Genomic DNA, 20,987 nt, shown 5'->3' on the forward strand with positions numbered 1-20,987 from the left:
CAGAGACATGGGGTGACGCGACGGGATCCGGCCGATGTAGGCGACGCGAGCAGGACTCAGGCGGCGCAGCAAAAAGGCCCCCGACCATGTGGCGAATTCCAGAGGTCGTTGCAACACATGTGATCAACTGGCTGTTGCCAGGAGCTTAGCGAGACGCTCGGCTGGGGTTTCCCAGCCGAGCGTTTTGCGTGGTCGGCTGTTCAGCTCGGCGGCCACGGTGTCCAGCTCTTCGCGACTGTAGCGAGCATGGTCGGTGCCCTTGGGTGCCTCTGTGTTTGTCAAGGTGTCTGGTGCGGTGGCGTAGGCTCGGTTTCGGCGGGTCCGGGAAGTGACTTGCCCGAAGAGTCGGCCGTCGGGGTTGGGCCGACCGCGCTGGATGCTGCAGTCGCCCCCGGTTGTCCTCCTGGGCCCGTCGTTCGGGAGTGGCGGCGTTCGTCGCCGACCATCGTGCGCCAGACGTGATCAGCCAGGCGGCGGCGAAATGTGCGCCCTGCCAGTGCAGGAAGTCAACCTCGCCGCTCTCTGGCTGCGCATCTCCGCCCAGATCGTTGAAGTGGCCTACCGGCTGTATGGTGAAGCGCCCAAAGCCGAGAGTGTCCGCACTCTGAACCTGAGCGATGAATCGACCGAAGTACTGGGTCAAGGGCGAGCCAGGCGGGACAAGGCGCGCGAGGAGTGGTCTTCTGCGAAAGCCTGGGTCGCGTCGGACCGGTTCTTCACTCACGAGAACGGCGAAGGACTCCACCCGGACTGGGTGAGCCGCCGCTTCAAGCGCCTGGTGGAGCTGTCCGGCCTACCTCCCGTGCGCCTTCATGACCTCCGGCACATCTCTGCCAGCCTGTCGTTGCTTCAGGGAAACGACATCAAGGTCGTCCAGGAGCGGCTGGGACACAGCTCGCGTCAGATCACCTCTGACACCTACACCAGCGTCCTTCCCGAGCTCGCACGACGCGAGACCCAGTCCATGACATCCGTGATTCCACGCAGCGTGCCCTACGACGTGCTGAGGCAGCTCGAACTTCCGCAGAAGCTCTTCGATGACGGCATGATCGTCGTCCACGCCGACGCCGTCCGGGCCCGAGATGGCGCCTGGACGATCAGCGTGAAGGCCCGGCACAGCGACCGCCCTCTCGGAAGGATCAAGACATCTGCCGCCAGCCAGGAGAGGGCGGCCCAAGCCGCGATCCAGTGGGTGCGCGACCGCTGCAAGGAGGCCAGTCTGAAAATCCTTTCGGCGGCCAGGGTCGGCGGGCATCTTCCAGAGTCGGGGAAGCGCCTGCATCGTCTCGCCCGCTTCGTGATCGACAGCGGGGAGGAGCCAGGACTGGCCGGGTGGACTCGGGTTCCCGTCTCTCCGAGTGGTCCCGGGGCCAGCGAACAAGAAGGGGCTGCGTAGGCCGTTCGCGGCCAAACCGGCGCCCTCCGGGCCCCTGTATGGTCCCTGGATCTTGGTCTGAACGGATGAACGGGAGCCCCCGCATCGGCGCGGCGACTCCCGTTCATATGTCTGCGCAGGTCAGGATGGGTCTGCCCGCGTAGTGCCCTGGTGGGGCGGGTGGGACTCGAACCCACGGCCGACGGATTATGAGTCCGCTGCTCTAACCGGCTGAGCTACCGCCCCGTAACGGCGCGTCGTACACATCTGCGCGCGCCGTCTGCCGCAGCATAGCCGCTCATACGATCTGCTGCTTCGGAGGGCCGATGCTGGGAGGCCCCCTGGCTGCGATCATGACGTAGATCACGTCCGGAGGGGGCCGGAAATGAAAAAGGACCCCACAAGGGGTCCTCCTCACTGCTCCCCCGACTGGACTCGAACCAGTAACCCTCCGGTTAACAGCCGAATGCTCTGCCAATTGAGCTACAGGGGACCGAGCTCCCCCGACTGGACTCGAACCAGTAACCTGCCGGTTAACAGCCGGCTGCTCTGCCAATTGAGCTACAGGGGATTGCTCCATGTGCCGCGACCGTGGCCCCGCCCGGATCTCCCGGACGGCGTGCGCTCGCTGCGACACATACATTAGCGCAAGCAGGGGGGTGCTCCGCCAATCGGTTCGCCGCGTCCGCCCTCGGGCGAACCTCCGCCGTTCCAGGGATGATCTTCTGGATGATCGTGGGTGATCTGCGGCGCGGGCGGGTAGACGTGCGGCACGACCCCGGGGTCCAGATGTGAAGGACAGCGAGAAGGGCAGGTCGATGCGCTACCGGCTGACGTTCATCACCGGGATGGCTGTGGGTTACGTACTGGGCACGCGAGCCGGCCGCCAGCGGTACGAGCAGTTGCGCGCGTGCGCGCAGAAGTTCGCACGGAACCCGGCCGTCCGCAATACCGCCGAATCGGCCGCGCAAGGAGGTCGGCATGCCGCCGTGCGGGCGCTGGACAAGGTCCGGCCGCTGCGCGAGAAGATCGGGCAGCGCGACCCCCGCGCGGTGGGCGAGGACGACTGGGGCACCAGCAACACCTAGACCCGGCGGTGGCATGATCTGATCCATGGGGATAGTCGCCGGGTTGGACAGTTCGTCCGAGAGCACACGAATCGTCGTCTGTGACAGCGATACGGGTGCCGTGATCAAACAGGGGTATGCCCCGCATCCGGTCGGCGGCAGCGGCGATGTGGACCCGCAGGCGTGGCTGATGTCCCTCGGCGAGGCCGCCGAGGGCGGGCTGCTCGAGGGGGTCCAGGCCATCGGCGTCTCGGCGCAGCAGCACGGGCTGCTGGCGCTGGACGCGGGCGGGGTGCTGGTGCGCCCCGCGCTGGTGGGCAACGACAAGCGCGCCCAGTCCGCGGCCGCCGACCTCACCGAGGCGCTCGGCGGCCGCACGGCCTGGGCCCAGGCGGTCGGCGCCGTGCCGACCGCCTCGCAGCCGGTGGCCAAGCTGCGCTGGCTGACGCGGAACGAGCCGGACGCGGCGCACCGCGTGGCCGAGCTGATGCAGCCGCACGACTGGCTGGTGTGGCAGTTGCTGGGGCGGCCGGTGCGGCGTACGACCGACCGCGGTACGGCCTCCAGCAGCGGCTACTGGTCGGCGGCGACCGGGTCCTGGCGCCCCGACCTGGTCCAGCTGGCCCTCGGTCACCAGGTGCGGCTGCCGGAGGTCATCGGCCCGGCCGACGCCGCCGGGCACACCCCCGAGGGGCTGCTGATCTCCGCCGGTACGGGCGAGACCATGGCCGCCGCCTTCGGGCTCGGGGTCGGGGTCGGCGACGCGGTGATCTCCCTGGGCGCCTCCGGCTCGGTCTTCTCCGTCCACCATGAGGCACTGGCCGATCCGACCGGCACGATCCTGTCGTACGCAGACGCCACCGGCATGCATCTACCGGTGGTCCATACGCTCAACGCGGTACGGGCGCTACGCGGTACGGCGGAATTGCTCGGCACGGATCTCGAGGGGCTCTCCGCGCTCGCGATGAAGTCCACCCCGGGGTCGTACGGGCTGGTGCTGCTGCCGTATCTGGAGGGCGAGCGGACCCCGCACCTGCCGCATACCGCCGGGACGCTGACCGGGCTGCGGCGCGAGTCGATGAAGCCCGAGCATCTGGCGCGGGCCGCGTTCGAGGGGATGCTGTGCGGGCTCGCGGACGCGCTGGACGTGCTGCGCGGGCGCGGCGTCCAGGTGCGGCGCGTCTTCCTGCTCGGGCCCGCGGCCGACCTCCAGGCCGTCCGCGCGATCGCGCCCGCGGTGCTGGGCGCGCAGGTCGTGGTGGTCCAGCCCGCCGACTACGCCGCGCTGGGCGCGGCCCGGCAGGCCGCGTGGGCGCTGGGCGTCTCGCACGGCACCCACTCGCCGCATGAGCCGCCGCGCTGGCCGGCCGCGGCGAGCCAGGTCTTCGAGCCGGGCGATGACCTGCCGGTGGGGCAGTCGGTGCGGCAGCAGTACGTGGCGGTGCGGGAGCAGATCCACCCCGGGGCGTTCGAGCCGGAGGCCTTGGGGTCCGGGGCCGTCGAGCCGGGAGCCCCGGAGGCCGCAGGCCATGGGACGGCCGACGGGTATGGGGCCGGTGGGTACGAGGCCGGTGGGTACGGGGCCGGTGGGTACGAGGCCGGTGGGTACGGGGCCATGTGAGGCCGTGGGATCCGGGCCGGGCGGGTCTCGGTCCGGCCTGCGCGGGCAGGGTCGGCGCTAGTCCAGATAGCCCCGCAGCTGATCGGCGAAGGCGTGGTCGCGAAGCTTGTTGAGCGTCTTCGACTCGATCTGGCGGATCCGCTCCCGGGTCACCCCGAAGATCCGGCCGATCTCCTCCAGCGTGCGGGGGCGGCCGTCGGCCAGTCCGTACCGCAGCTGCACCACCTTGCGTTCGCGCTCGCCGAGCGTCGACAGCACGGCCTCCAGGTGCTCGCGGAGCAGCAGGAAGGCCGCGGACTCCACGGGTGAGGCCGCGTCGCCGTCCTCGATGAGGTCGCCGAGGGCGACATCGTCCTCCTCGCCCACCGGCGCGTGGAGCGACACCGGCTCCTGGGCCAGCCGCAGCACCTCGCTCACCCGCTCCGGGAGCAGGTCGAGATGGGCGGCGACCTCCTCAGGGGTGGGTTCGTAGCCGCGCTCCTGGAGCATCCGGCGCTGGACCCGGACCACCCGGTTGATCAGCTCGACGACATGCACCGGGACCCGGATCGTCCGGGCCTGGTCGGCCAGGGCGCGGGACATGGCCTGGCGGATCCACCAGGTGGCGTACGTCGAGAACTTGTAGCCGCGGGCGTAGTCGAACTTCTCGACCGCGCGGATCAGGCCGAGGTTGCCCTCCTGGACCAGGTCGAGCATGGTCAGGCCGCGGCCGACGTAGCGCTTGGCGACGGAGACGACGAGGCGGAGGTTGGCCTCGATCAGCCGGCGCTTGGCCATCCGGCCCAGGACCACCAACCGGTCCAGATCCAGGGCGAGTTGGGTGTCGAGGTTGGGGGTGTTGCCGAGCTTCTCCTCGGCGAAGAGGCCCGCCTCGACCCGGCGGGCCAGCTCGACCTCCTCGACCGCGGAGAGCAGCGGAATCCGCCCGATCTCACGGAGGTACTGGCGGAAGAGGTCGGCGGACGGGCCGCTGGTGTCGGCGCGGGCGGGCGGCTCGATCGGTTCGACGGGCTCCACGGCCTCGACCGGGTCGACAGGCTCGGCGGGCTCTTCGGACTCGGCGGACTCGGCGGGCTCTGCGGGCTCTGCGGGTTCCGCTTCGGGGGCGGCGCCGTCGGGCGCGGGGGCCGGGGCGGTGTCGGGGGCGAGCTCGGCCGTGGGGCCCGGTGCGGCGTCCTGGCCGGTATCCGGCACGCCTTCCGGGGCGAGGTCCGCCGAGTCCTCGGGCATGGCCGGCGCTACCGCTGTGGCGCGGGGCGAGTGGGGGGACACGGGGTGCGCCGCGAGGGCCGCGTCGGTGAGGGTCTGGGTCTGCACGGGGGCGACCTCCAGGGTGATCGCTGCTGAGGGGGCAGAACGATCGGGTACGGCACGGCGGCCGCGCCGCCGTCCGTCCCGTACATCTTGAGCGACTCTGCGGGGGATTCCGGCCCTACCCGGCCAACACCGCCGCGCTCCGAGGACTCAGGCACCGCATCCCAGTGTGGAGTACGACACAGGCCCGCCACGAGGGGCGTGCGGGCACTTTTTGCTCAGCGGCCCGTGACCGTACGACTACCCGGCGACTACAGCGAGCCCTCCGGCCCGCCCGCCGGAGCACGAACGTGCTGGCCGGAACCCATCCACCGGCCCTCGCCGCCCCCGGCCGCCCCTGCCGCCCCGGTCCGCCCGAGCCCGCCCCGAGCCGCCCGACCTGAGCGCCCGCTCGTCCTACAGCGCTGCCGCGCCCCGGTCCCGGAGGGACTGGCCGTACTGCTGCAGCACCCACAGCTCGTTCTGCACGGCGGCGAGGTGGGCGGGGTCGGCGTGCTGCCCCAGGCGCTGGAGGGCGCCACGCACCTCGGTCACGCGGTGGTTCACCGCGGCCAGCCGGACGGCCACCAACTGCACGCCCGCGTACACCTCGTCCGGGTCGCGGCGGGTGTGCGGCGGCTCGACGGCGAGCTCGGTGACCATCGCCCGGACCGTGTCGTCGGGCGCCACCTCCCGGACCCGGGCGAGATAGTCGTCGTCCGCGGCGGCCGCGCCGCCCGCGTCCTCGATGGCGCGGCGCACCGCCGCGTACGGCGGGGCGGTGAACTCGTCGATGCCGTAGGCGTCGAAGGCCGGGGAGACCAGATGGGGGTGTTGCAGCGCCAGCTTGAGCAGCTCGCGCTCGACGCGATGGGCGGGGCTGCGCAGATTCAGGGCGGGTCCGCGCGGGGGCACCGGGGCGCCCTGGGCCTCCGGGCCGCCCCGGTGGCGCTGCCGCGGTCCGTCGCCCCCGGGACCGCCGCGCTGGTCGCCCCGGCCGCGCTGGTCGCCGCCCGCGCCGCGGCCGCGTTCCCGCGCCCAGCGGGCCAGCTGCGAGACGCGCCGCACGACGAACTGGGTGTCGAGGATGCCGAGCAGACCCGCGAGGTGGACCGCCGACTCGTGCTGGATGGAGCTGTTCTTGATCCCGGCGACGACGGGCGCCGCCTCCTCCAGCGCGGCGGCGCGCCCCACCGCCGTGTCCAGGTTGTGGCGCGCGATGATCTGCCGGATGGCGAACTCGAACAGCTGGGTGCGGCTCTCAACCAGCGACTTGACGGCGTCGTCGCCCTCCGCGAGCCGCAGCTCGCAGGGGTCCATCCCGCCCGGGGTGATCGCGATGTAGGTCTCGGCGGCGAACTTCTGGTCGTCCTCGAAGGCGCGCAGCGCCGCCTTCTGCCCGGCCGCGTCGCCGTCGAAGGTGAAGATCACCTCCGCGCCCGAGTTATCCATCAGCAGCCGTCGGAGGATCTTGATGTGGTCGCCGCCGAAGGAGGTGCCGCAGGTGGCGATGGCGGTGGTGACCCCCGCGAGATGGCAGGCCATGACGTCCGTATAGCCCTCGACCACCACCGCGCGGCTGGACTTGGCGATGTCCCTCTTCGCGAGGTCGATGCCGTACAGGACCTGGGACTTCTTGTAGAGCGGGGTCTCCGGGGTGTTGAGGTACTTCGGGCCGTTGTCGTCCTCGCGGAGCTTGCGGGCACCGAAGCCGACGACCTCACCGGAGATGTCCCGGATCGGCCACATCAGCCGGCCCCGGAAGCGGTCGATCGGATTGCGGCGGCTCTCCTGGGCGAGTCCGGAGAGGATCAGCTCCTGGTCGGTGAAGCCGCGGCCGCGAAGAAAGCGGACCAGGTGGTCCCAGCCCGCCGGGCTGTAGCCGACACCGAAGTGCTGGGCGGCGGCCTGGTCGAAGCCGCGCTCGGCGAGGAACTTCCGGCCGATCTCCGCCTCGGGGCGGTCCAGCTGCTCCACGTAGAACTGCGCGGCCGCCTTGTGGGCCTCGACCAGCCGGGTGCGCTCGCCCTGCTGGCGGCCAGGGGTGTAGCCCCCCTCCTCGTAGCGCAGGGTGATCCCGGACTGGGAGGCCAGCCGCTCGATGGTCTCGGCGAAGGAGAGGTGGTCGATCTTCATGATGAAGTCGACCGTGTCGCCGCCCTCCTGGCAGCCGAAGCAGTAGTAGAGCCCCTTGCTGGGGCTGACCTGGAAGGACGGGGACTTCTCGTCGTGGAAGGGGCACAGGCCCTTGAGATTGCCACCCCCCGCGTTCCGCAGCTGGAGGTATTCGGATACGACGGCGTCGATCGGGACCGCGGCCCGTACCGCCTTCACGTCGTCATCGTTGATCCTGCCTGCCACGCCCGAATTCTACGGCCGGGGTCCGACACGGCTGTCCGCCGCCTGCCGGACCCCGGTGTTCCGAAGGATCTGAGGGCGCCTGAGGGCCTGAGTGCCTGAGGGTCTACGGGAGGAGCGAGGTGAGCGGGACGGCCGGGTCGGCCAGGGCCGCCGGGTCGAGCTGCCGCCCGCCGCGGATGAGCCGTTGGATCGATTCGGTGACGTCCCAGACGTTGACGTTCATGCCCGCGAGCAGGCGGCCGTCGTTCAGCCAGAACGCGATGAACTGCCGCTTGCCGACGTCGCCGCGCACCAGCACCTGGTCGTAACTGCCGGGCGGGGCGTAGCCGGAGTACTCCAGGCCGACGTCGTACTGGTCGGAGAAGAAGTACGGCACCCGGTCGTACGTGACGTCCTGGCCGAGCATGGCGCGGGCCGCCGCCGGGCCGCCGTTCAGCGCGTTGGCCCAGTGCTCGACGCGCAGCCGGGCGCTCGGCGGGAGCGCGGCCCGTACGGGGGTGCCCTCGAGGAACGCGAGCGGGGCGGAGGCCACGTCGCCCGCCGCGAAGACGTCCGGGTCGCTGGTGCGCAGCGAGGCGTCGACCGCGATACCGCCGCCCGCCGCGCGGTCCACCACCTCCAGGCCCGCGGCCTCGGCGAGGGCGGTGCGCGGGGCGGCGCCGATGGCGGCCAGCACGCTGTGGGCGGGGTGCTCCTCGCCGTCGTCGGTGAGGGCGGCCAGCACCATGCCGTCCTGTCCGGTGATCTCGGTGAGGCGGGCGCCGAAGTGGAAGCGGACGCCGTGCTCGCCGTGGAGGTCGGCGAAGAGGGCGCCCAGCTCGGGGCCGAGCACGGGATGGAGCGGGGTGGGCTCGGGCTCGACGATGGTCACCTCGGCGCCGTAGCCACGGGCGGCGGCCGCGACCTCGAGACCGATCCAGCCCGCGCCCGCGATGACCAGCTGGCCGTTGTCCCGGCCGAGGGTGGTGAGGACGCCCTTGAGCCGCTCGGCGTGGGCGAGCCGGCGCAGATGGTGGACCCCGGCCAGATCGGTGCCGGGGATGTCCAGGCGGCGCGGCTCGGCGCCGGTGGCCAGCAGCAGCCGGTCGTAGTGGACCCGGGTGCCGTCGCCCAGGGTCACGGCCTTGGCGGCGCGGTCCAGGTGGACGGCGGGCAGGCCGAGGTGGAGCTCGATATCGGACTGGGCGTACCAGGCGGGCTCGTGGACGAAGACGCTGTCGCGCTCCTGGCTGCCGGTGAGGAAGCCCTTGGAGAGCGGGGGCCGTTCATAGGGGTGGTCGCGTTCGTCACCGATGAGGATCACTCGCCCGGTGAATCCCTCCGCTCGAAGGGTTTCCGCGGCTTTCGCCCCGGCCAGGCCCCCTCCGACGATGACGAATGTCTGGTGTGCGTCCACCACTTGTGTCCTCCTCGCTGCCGAGCGGTGCCGAGCAGTTCCTCTATGGCCGAGCAGTTCCTCTATGAGTGCCTTACCCCGGTCGTGTCAGGTCGTGCGCTCCGAAAGTCGTCCTGAATGCCGTGCCGAGAAAGCCGTGCCGAGAGGATGTGCCGAAAGCTGTGTCACAGGGGAGCCTCCCGCACCGCGCGTGCGTCCGGAAGGGCCGGTAGGCCGTATGTGTGCGCGCAAGCCGTATCCGGCGGGCGGCTTCCGGCTTCAACCGGTGAGCCGGGCATGGAGCCCCCGGGCCGAGGTGTCGGTCAGGGAGGCGATCTGGTCGACGATGGCCCGCAGCCGGCCCCGGTCGTCCCCGGCCGCGTCGAAGAGCGCGCGGAACTGGGGGTCCAGGCCGTCGGGGGCGCGGGCGATCAGGGCCTCGCCCAGCTCGGCGATGACCACGCGCTGATCGGCGCGGACCAGCTCCTGGTCGGCGCGCTGGATCACATACCGGTCGGCGACCGCCTTGAGGACCGCGCATTCCAGGTGGGTGGCGCGGGGGACGACCAGCTCGGCGTGGTAGCGGGTGAAGCGGCCCGCGCCGTACGCCGCGCGGGTGGCGCCCTCGGCGGCCAGGCAGAAACGGCCGATGAGCTGGCTGGTGGCGTCCTTGAGGCGGGCCTGGGCGACGGACGAGCCGTCGTAGCCGTGCGGCCACCACTCCTGGCCCAGCAGCCGGTCCAGGGCCTCGGCCAGCTCGTCGGGCTCGGCCCCCGGGGCGTAGCGGGCGGCGGCGACGGCGAAGACCTCGTGGCGCTCGGGCTCGGCGAGCAGGCTCGCGGGTTTCAGATGGCCCGCGTGCAGCCCGTCCTCGACGTCGTGGACGGAGTAGGCGACATCGTCGGACCAGTCCATGACCTGGGCCTCGAACGTCGTACGGCCCTCGGGGGCGCCCTGCCGGTACCACTCGAAGATCGGGACGTCGTCCTCGTAGACCCCGAACTTCGGGGAGCGGGGGCTGTGCGGATGGCCGCCGCGCGGCCAGGGGTACTTGGTGGCGGCATCCAGCGCGGCGCGGGTGAGGTTGAGCCCGACGCTCACCGGCTCGCCGGTGCCCCGGTCGGGCACGAACCGCTTCGGCTCCAGCCGGGCCAGCAGCCGCAGCGACTGCGCGTTTCCCTCGAAGCCGCCGCAGGGCTCGGCGATCTCGTTGAGCACCCGCTCGCCGTTGTGCCCGAACGGCGGATGGCCGAGGTCATGGGCGAGACAGGCGGTCTCCACCAGATCCGGGTCGCAGCCGAGGGCGGCTCCCAGCTCGCGGCCCACCTGGGCGCACTCCAGGGAGTGGGTCAGCCGGGTGCGGGGCGTGGCGTCGAAGGCCGGGGCGCGCCCGGCCGGTCCGGGGTCGGCGGCCGGTGCGGCGGGCACCACCTGGGTCTTCCCGGCCAGTCTGCGCAGCGCGGCGGAGTGCAGCACCCGCGCCCGGTCCCGCTGGAAGGCGGTCCGGCCCGGCCGCTTGTCGGGCTCGGGCGCCCAGCGCTCGAGGTCCGCCGCGGCATAGCCGGGGACGCGGCGGGGGCCGGCCTCGGGGGCACCGGTCGAGGCGGCACCGGTTGAGGCGGCACCGGCCGAAGGGACACCGGTCGAAGGGACACCGGCCGAGTCGGCCGGATCCGGTTCCGGTTCAGGGGGTGCGCTGGGACTCATACACCGACGGTAGCCGCCGGGTGTGACAAGGGCGCAGAGGCCAGCGCCTGTTCGTAACGGCGCAGTACGAGACGCGCCACCGCCGGATGGGCGCCGAGCGGGGCGGCCGCGAGCCCGGGGGCGGCGCTCGCGCACTGGACCGCGAAGCGGCCGGGCGCGGTGAAGTAGGAGGCGACCGCGATCCGGCCGTGGCCGAGCGCGGTCAGGGCGCGTACGGCCTCGGGCACGGTGGGGCCGGAGCCGGAGGCGTGGCCGGGCAGCACGGGCACCCCGCCGAGCCGGGCGCTGAGCAGGGCGGCGGTACGGGCCGTGTCGACGGCCGCGTCCGGGTCACGGGAGCCCGCGGCGGCGAGGACGACACCGCCCGCGGCGAGGAGGACGCCGCCCGTCCTGTGCGGAACCGCGGCGCGTCGGCCCGCCTCGGCCAGCCGGGCGTGCAGTGCCTCGGCGAGCAGCGGGTCCGGGCCGAGCGGGGCGGCGATCCGGGCGGTGAGGTGGGGCGCGGCGGCGACGGCGTCCGGGATGTCCTGTTTGATGTGGTGGCCGCGGCTCAGCAGCAGCGGGACGAGCACCGCCTCGCCGCGCAGCGCGGCCAGTGTGTCGGTCAGCAGCGGCCGGTTGAGCTCGATATGGCCGAGGCGTACGGGCAGCCCGGGGCGGAGCGCGCGGACGCGGTCCAGGAGGGCGTTCACGGTGCGCAGCGCCTCGGGGTCCCGGCTGCCGTGGGCGACGGCGACGAGCGTCGGCGGGCGGTCGCGGCCGCCCCCGGGGACGCCGTGGGGGACGCCGTGGGGGACGCCGTGGGGGCCCAGCCGGTCGAGCTGGGTGGTGAGCTGGGCGGTGAACCGGGTCATGATCTGCTGGGTACTGTCGAAGTCCGCCGTGCCGTCGGCACGATGAGAGCCATAAGAGCCATAAGGGCCAGGTGGACCGGAAGGAGCGGGGTGGGGCGTCATGGCGAGAGCCTGGCAGCGGCAGATTGCACCGCCATTGCGTGGCCGTCACAGGTGATTGCGTCGACTTCACCGGCCGCCCGGCGCCGTGCTGAGGTCCGCTTCCCGCAGGCGTAATGCGAGGTGACACGGGCTGTAACACGGCCGTAGCACGCTCTTTCGCATGGCGCACGTACCGGTTCCCGGGGAGCACTCCCCCGCTTCCTCCGACCCCGTCGATACGCACTGCCCTTACTGTTCGCTGCAGTGCGGTATGGCGCTGCGCCCGCTGCCGCCGGGCGGCGGACCTGGTGACGGGCCGGGCGGTCGGCCGGGCGGTGTCGAGGTCGTCGAGCGCACCGCGTTCCCCGTCAACCGTGGCGCGCTGTGCGGTAAGGGCCGCACCGCGCCCGCCGTGCTCTCCTCCCGGGTGCGTCTGACCGAGCCGCTGGTCCGCCGCCCTGACACCGGTCGGCTCGAACCGGCCACCTGGGAGGAGGCCCTCGACCGGATCGCCGAGGGCCTGGAGTCCACCGGCCGGGCGTACGGCCGCGACGCGGTGGGCGTCTTCGGCGGCGGCGGCCTGACGAACGAGAAGGCGTACGCGCTGGGCAAGTTCGCCCGGGTGGTGCTCGGCACCTCACAGATCGACTACAACGGCCGGTTCTGCATGTCCTCGGCCGCCGCCGCCCATCAGCGGGCCTTCGGCCTTGACCGCGGGCTGCCGTTCCCGCTGGCGGACGTGGCCCGCACCGGATGCGTCGTCCTCGTCGGCTCGAACCTGGCCGAGACCATGCCGCCCGCGCTGCGCTATCTGACCGAGCTCAAGGAGGCGGGCGGGCGGCTGATCGTGGTCGATCCCCGGCGGACCCGTACGGCCGAGCAGGCGGATCTGCATCTGGCGCCGCGCCCCGGCACCGATCTCGCGCTCGCGCTGGGGCTGCTGCACCTGGTGGTCGCGGAGGGCCGGGTGGACGAGGAGTTCGTCGAACGGCGCACCAGCGGCTGGCCCGAGACGCGGGCCGCCGCGATGGCCCACTGGCCGGAGCTGGTGGAGCGGATCACGGGCGTCCCGGTTCCTGAGCTCCGTAAGGCCGTCACGATGTTCTGCGACGCCGAGAGCTCCATGGTGCTGACGGCCCGGGGGCCCGAGCAACAGTCCAAGGGCACCGACACCGTGGGCGCGTGGATCAACCTGTGCCTGGCCACCGGCCGCGCGGGCCGCCCGCTGTCCGGCTACGGCTGCCTGACCGGCCAGGGCAACGGCCAGGGCGGCCGCGAACACGGCCAGAAGGCCGATCAGCTGCCCGGCTACCGCAAGCTGGCCGACCCGGCCGCGCGCGCCCATGTCGCGGCCGTGTGGGGCGTCGAGCCCGACGACCTCCCCGGGCCGGGGCGCAGCGCGTACGAACTCCTGGACGCGCTCGGACGGGACGTGCGGGCGCTGCTGCTGATGGGCTCCAACCCGCTCGTCTCCGCCCCGCGCGCGGCCCATGTGGAGTCCCGGCTGCGATCGCTGGACTTCCTGGCGGTCGCGGACGTCGTGCTCTCGGAGACCGCCGCGCTCGCCGATGTGGTGCTGCCGGTGGCCCAGTGGGCCGAGGAGACCGGGACCATGACCAACCTGGAGGGCCGGGTCCTCCTCCGCCGGGCGGCCCTCACCCCGCCGCCGGGCGTCCGGACGGACCTGGAGGTGCTGAGCGGGCTCGCGGCCCGGCTGGGCTGGGAGAAGGGGTTCCCGGCGGACGCGGAGGAGGTCTTCGAGGAGCTGCGACGGGCCTCGGCCGGGGGCCCGGCGGACTACTCGGGCATCACGTACCGGAGGATCGCGGAGGAGGACGGGGTGTTCTGGCCCTGCCCGGAGAGCGTGGAACGGGACGACTCGGAGGGGGCCGAATCCCTGAGCCCTGCCGACTCCACACCTGCCGACTCCATACCGACCGACTCCGCACCGACCGACTCCATGAACGCGGGAGCCCACCCGCACCCCGGCACCCCCCGCCTCTTCCTCGACCGCTTCGCCACGGACGACGGCCGGGCCCGCTTCGCCCCCGTCAGCCATCGCCCGGCGGCCGAGGAGCCGGACGCGGAGTACCCGGTGCTGCTGACGACGGGCCGGGTACTGGCCCAGTACCAGTCCGGCGCCCAGACCCGGCGCGTCGGCGAGCTCAACGAGGCCGCGCCCGGCCCCTACGTCCAGCTCCACCCGCTGCTCGCCGAGCGGCTGGGGGTGGACGAGGGCGCGCCGATCGCGGTGGTCTCCCGGCGCGGCCGCGCCGTGGCCCCGGCCCGTATCAGCCGGGACATCCGGCCGGACACGGTGTTCATGCCGTTCCACTGGGCGGGGCCGGGACGGGCCAACACGGTGACGAACCCGGCGCTGGATCCGGTGTCGCGGATGCCGGAGTTCAAGGTGTGCGCGGTGCGGCTGGAACCGGCCGGGGGCTGACCGCCTCCGGTCGGCGTCAGCTCCAGCTCTCGACCTCCTTCAGGTACGCCGCCCGCGTCTCCTCGTCCAGGAACGCGGCCTGGAAGGAGTTGCGGGCCAGGGTGCGCAGGGTGGCCTCGTCGAGGCCGAGCGCGTCCCGTACGGCGGTGTAGTTGTCGCCCACGTAGCCGCCGAAGTAGGCGGGGTCGTCGGAGTTCACCGTCACCAGCAGACCGGCGTCCAGCATCGCGGGCAGCGGATGGTCCTCGAGCCGGTCCACGACGCGCAGCCGGACGTTCGACAGGGGGCAGACGGTCAGCGGGGTACGGTCCGCGACCAGCCGGGCCACCAGCGCCTCGTCCTCCAGGCTCCGCACCCCGTGGTCGACGCGGTCCACGCCGAGGACGTCCAGCGCCTCCCACACATACGCGGGCGGCCCCTCCTCCCCCGCGTGCGCGACGCACTTCAGCCCGGCCCGCCGCGCCAGCGCGTACACCTCGCGGAACTTCGACGGCGGGTTCCCGACCTCCGCCGAGTCCAGGCCGACGGCGGCGATCCGGTCCAGATGGGGGCGGGCCGCCTCGAAGGTCGCCAGGGCCGACTCGGCGCTCTCGTCGCGCAGGAAGCACATGATCAAGCGCGTGGTGATGCCGTACGCGCGCGGCGCGGCGTCCAGCGCGCGGCCGATCCCGCGGATGACCGTGTCGATCTCCACGCCGCGCGCGGTGTGCGCCTGCGGGTCGAAGAAGATCTCCGCATGCCGTACGCCCTGCGCACGGGCGCGGGCCAGATACGCGTTGGTGAGGTCGGCGAAGTCGTCCTCGGTACGCAGCACGGTCATCAGCGCGTAGTAGAGGTCCAGGAAGTCCTGGAGATCGCCGAAGGAGTAGGCGGCCCGCAGCTCCTCCTGGGTGGCGAACGGCAGCTCGACCCCATTGCGCCCGGCGAGCGCGAAGGCCAGATCGGGCTCCAGGGTGCCCTCGATATGGAGATGGAGCTCTGCGGTGGGAATCGGGGGCATGGCGGGGATCACCTGTTGTTTTCGCTAACGGGGGGGGTCACTCAGCCTATCCGGGCGGCAGACCTGCCCCGAGCGATAGGCTCTGCGTCGGCAGCAGTGCACTCAGGGACACAGGAGGCCACCGTGAGCAGTCAGCCGACCGAGGCGAGCGCTCCGTTGATCCCTATGCCGTCGCTGACCCCGGACGCGCTTCGGGTGGCAGTGGCCCAGATCGTTCCGAGTCGCCTCCCAGAGCTGAACGAACATCTGGCGAGCGCGGCAACCAGTGCGCAGCGCACCAGCAGCGTGGGACCGCTGCGAGCCTTCACCGCACATTGGGGAGCCGTCGTCAACATCGAACGCTGGCCACAGCGCGCCGCTCGCTTCCACGCCTGTGAGGAACTGGCCGCGGATCCGCTGGCCGACCCGGAAGCGGCTCGCGCGGCGACAAGCGAGGTCGGCCGCATCCTCCGAACCGCGGCCGAGGAGATCGGTGCATGAGTGACGCGTGGAGGTGGGAGTACGACCCCGACGCGGAACACGTCGTGGGCGGTCTCCCGCCGCATGTCGTCGCTGAAGTGGAACGGCTCGCCCGTGAACTGGCCGTGCTGGGGAGGGACGCCACCGAGGTGGGGGCCGGTCACCAGCTGCGCAATCTGACCTTCCTGGATGTGGGGCTGCTGTACTTCCTGCCGGTGCCCAGTCAGCAGCTGATCGCCGTGGTGCGCGTCACCTGGGCCGGGTGAGGCAACCGCCATCCCTCTCACCGGCGTCCCACAGCGCGAGCTGATCAGTGAGGCGAAGAGGGGGAGCACATGCTGGGGTGGGTGCGGGGGCGATTGCCGCGGACGCGGCGGGGGTGGCGGCGGTTGGTGCAGGGGGGCGTCCTCGTCTGCGTACTGGCCCTGCTCCCCGCGACCTGGCTGCGGCTGAGCACGGACGACCGGATCCGTACGGTCGCCGATGTGCCCTCGGCCCCGGTCGGGGTGGTCTTCGGGGCGGGGCTGTGGAACGGGGAGCCGTCGCCGTATCTGGCGCACCGGCTGGACGCCGCCGTACGGCTCTACAAGGACGGCAGGGTCCATGCGCTGCTGGTCACGGGCGACAACAGCCGCCATGACTACGACGAGCCGGACGCGATGCGCGCGTATCTGGTCAAGCGCGGGGTCCCGGACCGGCGGATCGTGAGCGACTTCGCGGGGTTCGACACCTGGGACTCCTGCAGCCGGGCCCGGCGGGTCTTCGGGGTGCACAAGGCGGTGCTGGTGAGCCAGCGGTTCCATGTCCGCCGGGCGCTGGCGCTGTGCGGGGCGGCGGGGATCGACGCGTACGGGGTCGCGGTCGACGAGCCGCACGACGCGACCTGGTACTTCGGCGGCACGCGGGAGGTCGTGGCGGCGGGCAAGGCCGCGCTGGACGCGGCGTTCGAGCCGGATCCGCACTTCCTGGGGCCACGGGAGCGGGGGATCGAGGAGGCGCTGGCGGACCGGGGCTCGGGCGCCGGCTCTCGCTCTGGCTCTGGCTCTGGCTCTGGCTCGCGTTGACCGTCGCCCCGGAGCCCCGGATCTCGCCCAGGGGCCCAGGGGGTGTCCGGCGGACCGTGACGCCTGCGGCGGGCTGCCCCCTCCCCGCCCCTTCCCACAACTGGGGCTCCGCCCCAGACCCCGGGGCCCAGGGGCGAAGCCCCTGCCACGCGGCGGACACCCCGTAGCCCACGCCCCGGCCCTCGATCACCGTCCGCCGATCAACGTCCGCCGATCAACGCCAGCCGATCAACGTCAGCCGATCGTCGTCTCCGACACCACCCAGGCCAGGTAGTCCTCGCTGCCGTTCACGATGGGCGTCGCGATGACCTCGGGGGTCTCGTAGTCGTGCGCCTCGCGGATATGTGCCTCCAGCTCGTCGTAGCGCGCGGCGGTGGTCTTGAACAGCACCTGCCACTCGGCCGCCGTCTCGACCTCCCCCTCCCACCGGTACACGGATGTCACGGGCTGGCTGATCTGCGCACAGGCCGCCAGCCGGGCCTCGATCGCCCCGCGGGCCAGCGCCTCGGCCTTCTCGGGGGTGTCGGTGGTGGTCAGTACGGTCAGGTAGTCGGCCACTGCTGCGGTACCTCTCTCCACGGGGCGGTTGTACGGGCGGTTGCACGGCGCGGCTGCGGACTGGCGCCCACCACGCTAGCCGGTGAGGATTGAGGGAACCCGCCGACGATCAGACCGGACCGATCGAGGGGCACTCATGGATGACCTGACCACGCTCGCGCGCCACCATCTGGACCAGGCCAAGGCCGATCCGCACGGGCGCAGCGCGCATCTGTTCCTGCACGACGGTCCGCTGCGGCAGAGCGTGATCGCCATGGTCTCCGGCTGTGAGCTCGACGAGCACAACGCTCCCCCGGCGGCCAGCCTCCAGGTGCTGCACGGGCATGTACGGCTGACCGGCGGCGGTGACCGGCTGGATCTCATCGCGGGCCAGGTGCAGGAGTTGCCGCACGAACGGCACGGGCTGCGGGCGCTGGAGGACTCGGTGGTGCTGCTGACGGCCGTGACCGCCACGCATGGCTGTCCCTCCCCTTACGAGGACGCGGCCACCGCCTGACGACGGGCCCGGCCACTTCTTTCCCCTCCCCGCCCTTCCCGCAGCGTCGATTTGCGGCTCCACCGCGTGGCATGGGCTCCGCCCCTGGACCCTGGGGGGCGGCGAGCCGGTCGCCGTCGTGATCAGCTCACCGGCCGGGGCGCCTGGGACGCGGTGGTCGAGCGGCCGACCGGTGGGCAGGGGGCCAGGGCGTCCGCGGGACGGGCGCTGCTCGCGGCGGGCGGCAAGGGCGTGAACACCTGCACCGGCGGGCTGATCGCGGGCGGCGCGCCGACGCGGCGGCCGACCGGGCGGACGCCCGCGCACATCCAGGTCGTCCGGCCGGGGTCTGGGGCGGAGCCCTGGGGCCGCTTCGCCCCTGGACGCCGGGGGCCGGCGAGCCGGTCGTCGTCGCGATCAGCTCACCGGCCGGGGCGCCCACCGCGCCATCTGCGACGCGGGCGGGGTCTGGGGCGGAGCCCCAGTTGCGGGAAGGGGCGGGGAGGGGAACAGCCCGCCGCAGGCGATCCGCCGGACAGGCCTAGTCGCCCCCGCCGCCTCCGCCTCCGCCGCCACCGCAGGAGTGGTGGCCGCCGCCATAGTCGCCGCCGTGGCTCCCTCCGTGGTCGCCGCCGTGGCTCCCGCCACGGTCGTCGCCCCACCCGTGCGCGGTGTGGAAGGACTCCTGGTCGGGGTAGTCGGGGTCGTAGGCGATGAGGAGGTTCCGGTCCCAGTAGGCCGGGTCGCCGGTCGGGACGGGTATCGCGTCGCTGACGGCCCTGCGCCGGGCCGGTTCCGGGACGACGACGGGGCCGTAGAAGACGTACGAGGGGAACGCCCCCTCCCGCACGGCCGCCTCCACGCGGCGCCTGCCCGTGCGGGTGGGGCGGCCCCGGAGACGGGTGAGCAGTCCGCCGGCGGTGAGCCGGTGCCGGATCTCCGCCAGCTCGGGTCCACCGAGCAGCGCGGGGACCACATGGTCCACCGGCCTCGAGCGCGGGCACAGCGCGATGAGCGCGCGCTCGACCGGGTGCTCGGCGTCCGGGTGCCCGGCCCCCGGGCGCTCGGCATCCGGGTGCCCGGCCCCCGGGTGCTCGGCCCCCTCCCCCGCCGTGGCGCGGATCCGGGAGCGCCGGAGCGTGATCACATCCCGTTCCTGGAGCGCTATCAGGAGGGTCTGGATCACCCACGGGCGCCCGCCCACCAGATAGGCGATGTCATAGAGGTCCAGCGCCGGTGGCTCCGCCGGGGCGGGGCGTCTGGTCATGGCACACATCGGAATGCCCCCGTCCATCCATGTCCATCCGTGTCCATCCAAGTCCATACGAACTGCTCAAGTACCGTCAGTTTTGTCTTTCTGAACGGTGATGAACCCTGATGAGTACCGTTTCAGAGCAGAATTTGAGCTTTCGCCCCCTACCCGAATCGGATCCGACGTGGCGCCGCGACGTGCGGGTCGCGCCCGTACCTCGTTCGCGTTGAAACGTTGACACCTGGAAGGCCAAACGGCCGCGCAGGGAACAGCCGCCCCGGGAGCGCGGTTGCATCGGCCGAGGGACCGGCGTTCGCACGGCGGGGAACGCGGAGACCACAAGGTCGTCCGCCCCACCAGGACCCGGGCCCAGGACCGCGGTGTGCCCGCCGCACACTTGGATCAAGACATATTTCTGCAGGAGGACTGTTTCATGACTGACCGGCCCTTGACGCTCATGGCAGTACACGCCCACCCCGACGACGAGGCCACCGGGACCGGAGGGGTTCTCGCGCGGTACGCGGCGGAGGGCATCCGGACGGTTCTCGTGACGTGTACCGACGGCGGTTGCGGTGACGGCCCGGGGGGTGTCAAGCCGGGCGACCCCGGGCACGATCCGGCGGCTGTCGCCTTGATGCGCCGTCAAGAACTCCAGGCGAGCTGTGACGTCCTGAAGATCAGCGATCTGGAGATGCTGGACTATGCCGACTCCGGGATGACGGGCTGGCCGAGCAACGACGCCCCCGGATCCTTCTGGCAGACCCCCGTGGAGGAAGGCGCCGCCCGGCTCGCGGAACTCATGCGGCACTACCGACCCGATGTAGTCGTCACCTACGACGAGAACGGCTTCTACGGCCACCCCGACCACATACAGGCCCACCGCATCACGATGGCGGCGCTGGATATGACCACGCTGACACCGAAGGTGTACTGGACCACGATGCCCCATTCGATGATGCAGCGGTTCGGGGAGACCATGCGCGAGTTTCATGAGGACATGCCGGAGCCCGATCCTGCCGAGGCCGCCGCGATGGCCGAGATCGGCCTCCCCGACGATGAAATCACCACGTGGGTGGACACCACCGCGTTCAGCGATCAGAAGTTCGACGCGCTGGCCGCGCACGCCAGTCAGGGCGAGAACATCTTCTTCCTCAAGATGGGCAAGGAGAGGTTCGGCGAGTTGATGGGCATGGAGACCTACCTACGCGTCAAGGACGCCACCGGCGCGGCCATACCCGAGAACGACCTCTTCGCCGGACTGCGCTGATCCCCCTGCCCAACCGGGGCACGGAAAGTCCGAGAAGTCGAAGAAGGCACAATGGCTCGCCCGAGGAAATGCCGTTCGCACTCGTATACTCGTGCGATCTCATGGAGGGGGAGGTGGAGACAGTGAAGCTTGCTGAGGCACTGGCAGAACGTGCGGAGGCGACGCGCCGTGTAGAACAGCTGCGAGCGCGCGTCGTCAGCAGTGCGCGGTACCAGGAAGGGGAGACACCCGCCGAGGATGCGGCTCAGCTGTTGGCTGAGGCCGGTGAAGTGCTGGACGCTCTGGAAACGTTGATTCGGCGGATCAACCGGACCAATGCCACCGTGGAGATGGGTCCGGACGGCACGCTCACCGATGCCCTCGCCCGCCGGGATGTCCTGCGGCTGCGTCACTCCGTGGTCACCGCAGCGGCGGACGCGGCGGCGGGTAAGGGCGAGCGGGGACACGGCCGGCAGCTTCGGTCCGAGCTGATGATGCTTTCCGCGCTTCCGGTCGCGGAACTGCGCGGTCAGGCGGATGTACTCGCCCGGGAGATCCGAGAGGTCGATGTGCGGATCCAGCGTACGAACTGGGAAGTCGATCTGCTGGACTGAGCGGTCCAGCAAGCTGGGACGATGTGGAGCAGGTAGCGGCTTCGGAGGCGTGCACACACCGAGGACTGGCGGTTTTCCAGTCCACTCCTGGCGCGTGAAGAGCAACGCGGGGGTTCGACTCCCCATCAACAGTGCAGCT

General features: G+C 72.0%; 18 protein-coding genes, 3 tRNA genes and 1 pseudogene. 10 read left to right on the plus strand and 12 right to left on the minus strand.

What is annotated here, in order from left to right; translation table 11 throughout:
- Positions 1-123 precede the first annotated feature (123 nt).
- Positions 124-264 (minus strand): annotated as a pseudogene (locus tag J2Z30_RS29610) (IS30 family transposase); the annotation flags it as partial.
- Between the two features lie 232 nt (positions 265-496).
- Here J2Z30_RS29610 and J2Z30_RS29615 point away from each other — a divergent pair.
- Positions 497-1,396, plus strand: a complete 900-nt coding sequence (locus tag J2Z30_RS29615) for a tyrosine-type recombinase/integrase (RefSeq protein ID WP_052701598.1) — start codon at positions 497-499, stop codon at positions 1,394-1,396.
- A gap of 148 nt (positions 1,397-1,544) precedes the next feature.
- Here J2Z30_RS29615 and J2Z30_RS29620 read toward each other — a convergent pair.
- The 3 genes from J2Z30_RS29620 to J2Z30_RS29630 form a co-directional block, all read right to left on the minus strand.
- Positions 1,545-1,621, minus strand: a tRNA-Ile gene (locus J2Z30_RS29620).
- 174 nt (positions 1,622-1,795) lie between these two features.
- A tRNA-Asn gene (locus J2Z30_RS29625) sits at positions 1,796-1,868 on the minus strand.
- Positions 1,869-1,873: 5 nt separating this feature from the next.
- Positions 1,874-1,946: transfer RNA gene (locus J2Z30_RS29630), tRNA-Asn, on the minus strand.
- Positions 1,947-2,193: 247 nt separating this feature from the next.
- Between J2Z30_RS29630 and J2Z30_RS29635 the strand changes: the two genes are divergently transcribed.
- Both J2Z30_RS29635 and J2Z30_RS29640 read left to right on the plus strand, forming a co-directional pair.
- Complete coding sequence (locus J2Z30_RS29635) at positions 2,194-2,463, plus strand: hypothetical protein (protein WP_020871515.1); 270 nt, start codon at positions 2,194-2,196, stop codon at positions 2,461-2,463.
- Positions 2,464-2,488: 25 nt separating this feature from the next.
- Positions 2,489-4,063: an FGGY family carbohydrate kinase gene (locus J2Z30_RS29640; protein ID WP_044575770.1), complete on the plus strand. Its 1,575-nt coding sequence runs from the start codon at positions 2,489-2,491 to the stop codon at positions 4,061-4,063.
- A gap of 57 nt (positions 4,064-4,120) precedes the next feature.
- Here the strand turns inward: J2Z30_RS29640 and J2Z30_RS29645 are convergent, their stop codons facing one another.
- From J2Z30_RS29645 to J2Z30_RS29665, 5 genes are all read right to left on the minus strand, one after another.
- Positions 4,121-5,293, minus strand: a complete 1,173-nt coding sequence (locus tag J2Z30_RS29645; protein WP_245388603.1) for an RNA polymerase sigma factor — start codon at positions 5,291-5,293, stop codon at positions 4,121-4,123.
- A 480-nt stretch (positions 5,294-5,773) separates the two neighbouring features.
- Positions 5,774-7,717, minus strand: coding sequence for a DNA primase (dnaG, locus tag J2Z30_RS29650; RefSeq protein WP_044575767.1), 1,944 nt, complete (start codon positions 7,715-7,717; stop codon positions 5,774-5,776).
- Between the two features lie 103 nt (positions 7,718-7,820).
- The gene (locus tag J2Z30_RS29655) at positions 7,821-9,116 is read right to left on the minus strand and encodes an NAD(P)/FAD-dependent oxidoreductase (protein WP_044575764.1); all 1,296 of its coding nucleotides are present in this window, start codon (positions 9,114-9,116) and stop codon (positions 7,821-7,823) included.
- A 255-nt stretch (positions 9,117-9,371) separates the two neighbouring features.
- Complete coding sequence (locus J2Z30_RS29660) at positions 9,372-10,799, minus strand: deoxyguanosinetriphosphate triphosphohydrolase (RefSeq protein ID WP_078956900.1); 1,428 nt, start codon at positions 10,797-10,799, stop codon at positions 9,372-9,374.
- Positions 10,796-11,653 carry a sirohydrochlorin chelatase gene (locus J2Z30_RS29665; RefSeq protein WP_078956899.1) on the minus strand — a complete coding sequence of 286 codons (858 nt, stop codon included), beginning with the start codon at positions 11,651-11,653 and terminating at the stop codon, positions 10,796-10,798. Before J2Z30_RS29665 ends, J2Z30_RS29660 begins: the two co-directional genes overlap by 4 nt.
- 262 nt (positions 11,654-11,915) lie before the next feature.
- Between J2Z30_RS29665 and J2Z30_RS29670 the strand changes: the two genes are divergently transcribed.
- Positions 11,916-14,180 (plus strand): molybdopterin oxidoreductase family protein, encoded by a 2,265-nt coding sequence (locus J2Z30_RS29670; RefSeq protein ID WP_044575761.1) that lies wholly within the window; start codon positions 11,916-11,918, stop codon positions 14,178-14,180.
- A 16-nt stretch (positions 14,181-14,196) separates the two neighbouring features.
- Here the strand turns inward: J2Z30_RS29670 and J2Z30_RS29675 are convergent, their stop codons facing one another.
- Positions 14,197-15,180, minus strand: coding sequence for an adenosine deaminase (locus J2Z30_RS29675; RefSeq protein ID WP_044575759.1), 984 nt, complete (start codon positions 15,178-15,180; stop codon positions 14,197-14,199).
- Between the two features lie 123 nt (positions 15,181-15,303).
- Between J2Z30_RS29675 and J2Z30_RS29680 the strand changes: the two genes are divergently transcribed.
- The 3 genes from J2Z30_RS29680 to J2Z30_RS29690 all read left to right on the plus strand — a co-directional run bounded on the left by J2Z30_RS29680 (position 15,304) and on the right by J2Z30_RS29690 (position 16,703).
- Positions 15,304-15,660: a hypothetical protein gene (locus J2Z30_RS29680; RefSeq protein ID WP_044575756.1), complete on the plus strand. Its 357-nt coding sequence runs from the start codon at positions 15,304-15,306 to the stop codon at positions 15,658-15,660.
- Positions 15,657-15,905 (plus strand): hypothetical protein, encoded by a 249-nt coding sequence (locus J2Z30_RS29685; protein WP_044575753.1) that lies wholly within the window; start codon positions 15,657-15,659, stop codon positions 15,903-15,905. Before J2Z30_RS29680 ends, J2Z30_RS29685 begins: the two co-directional genes overlap by 4 nt.
- A gap of 69 nt (positions 15,906-15,974) precedes the next feature.
- Positions 15,975-16,703 (plus strand): SanA/YdcF family protein, encoded by a 729-nt coding sequence (locus tag J2Z30_RS29690; protein WP_044575750.1) that lies wholly within the window; start codon positions 15,975-15,977, stop codon positions 16,701-16,703.
- A gap of 234 nt (positions 16,704-16,937) precedes the next feature.
- Here J2Z30_RS29690 and cutA read toward each other — a convergent pair whose 3' ends face one another.
- A complete protein-coding gene (cutA, locus tag J2Z30_RS29695) occupies positions 16,938-17,261 on the minus strand; it encodes a divalent-cation tolerance protein CutA (protein ID WP_020871507.1) in 324 nt (107 codons plus the stop codon).
- A 136-nt stretch (positions 17,262-17,397) separates the two neighbouring features.
- Between cutA and J2Z30_RS29700 the strand changes: the two genes are divergently transcribed.
- Complete coding sequence (locus tag J2Z30_RS29700; protein WP_044575747.1) at positions 17,398-17,757, plus strand: cupin domain-containing protein; 360 nt, start codon at positions 17,398-17,400, stop codon at positions 17,755-17,757.
- Between the two features lie 520 nt (positions 17,758-18,277).
- Here the strand turns inward: J2Z30_RS29700 and J2Z30_RS51075 are convergent.
- Complete coding sequence (locus J2Z30_RS51075) at positions 18,278-19,003, minus strand: TIGR04222 domain-containing membrane protein (protein ID WP_052701597.1); 726 nt, start codon at positions 19,001-19,003, stop codon at positions 18,278-18,280.
- A 418-nt stretch (positions 19,004-19,421) separates the two neighbouring features.
- Between J2Z30_RS51075 and J2Z30_RS29710 the strand changes: the two genes are divergently transcribed.
- Positions 19,422-20,255: a PIG-L family deacetylase gene (locus J2Z30_RS29710; RefSeq protein ID WP_044575741.1), complete on the plus strand. Its 834-nt coding sequence runs from the start codon at positions 19,422-19,424 to the stop codon at positions 20,253-20,255.
- A gap of 122 nt (positions 20,256-20,377) precedes the next feature.
- Positions 20,378-20,848: a DIP1984 family protein gene (locus tag J2Z30_RS29715; protein WP_044581970.1), complete on the plus strand. Its 471-nt coding sequence runs from the start codon at positions 20,378-20,380 to the stop codon at positions 20,846-20,848.
- The last annotated feature ends 139 nt before the right edge of the window (positions 20,849-20,987 follow it).

Origin of the sequence: Streptomyces iranensis, assembly GCF_017874715.1 — a bacterium.
GTDB classification, from domain to species: Bacteria; Actinomycetota; Actinomycetes; order Streptomycetales; family Streptomycetaceae; genus Streptomyces; species Streptomyces iranensis.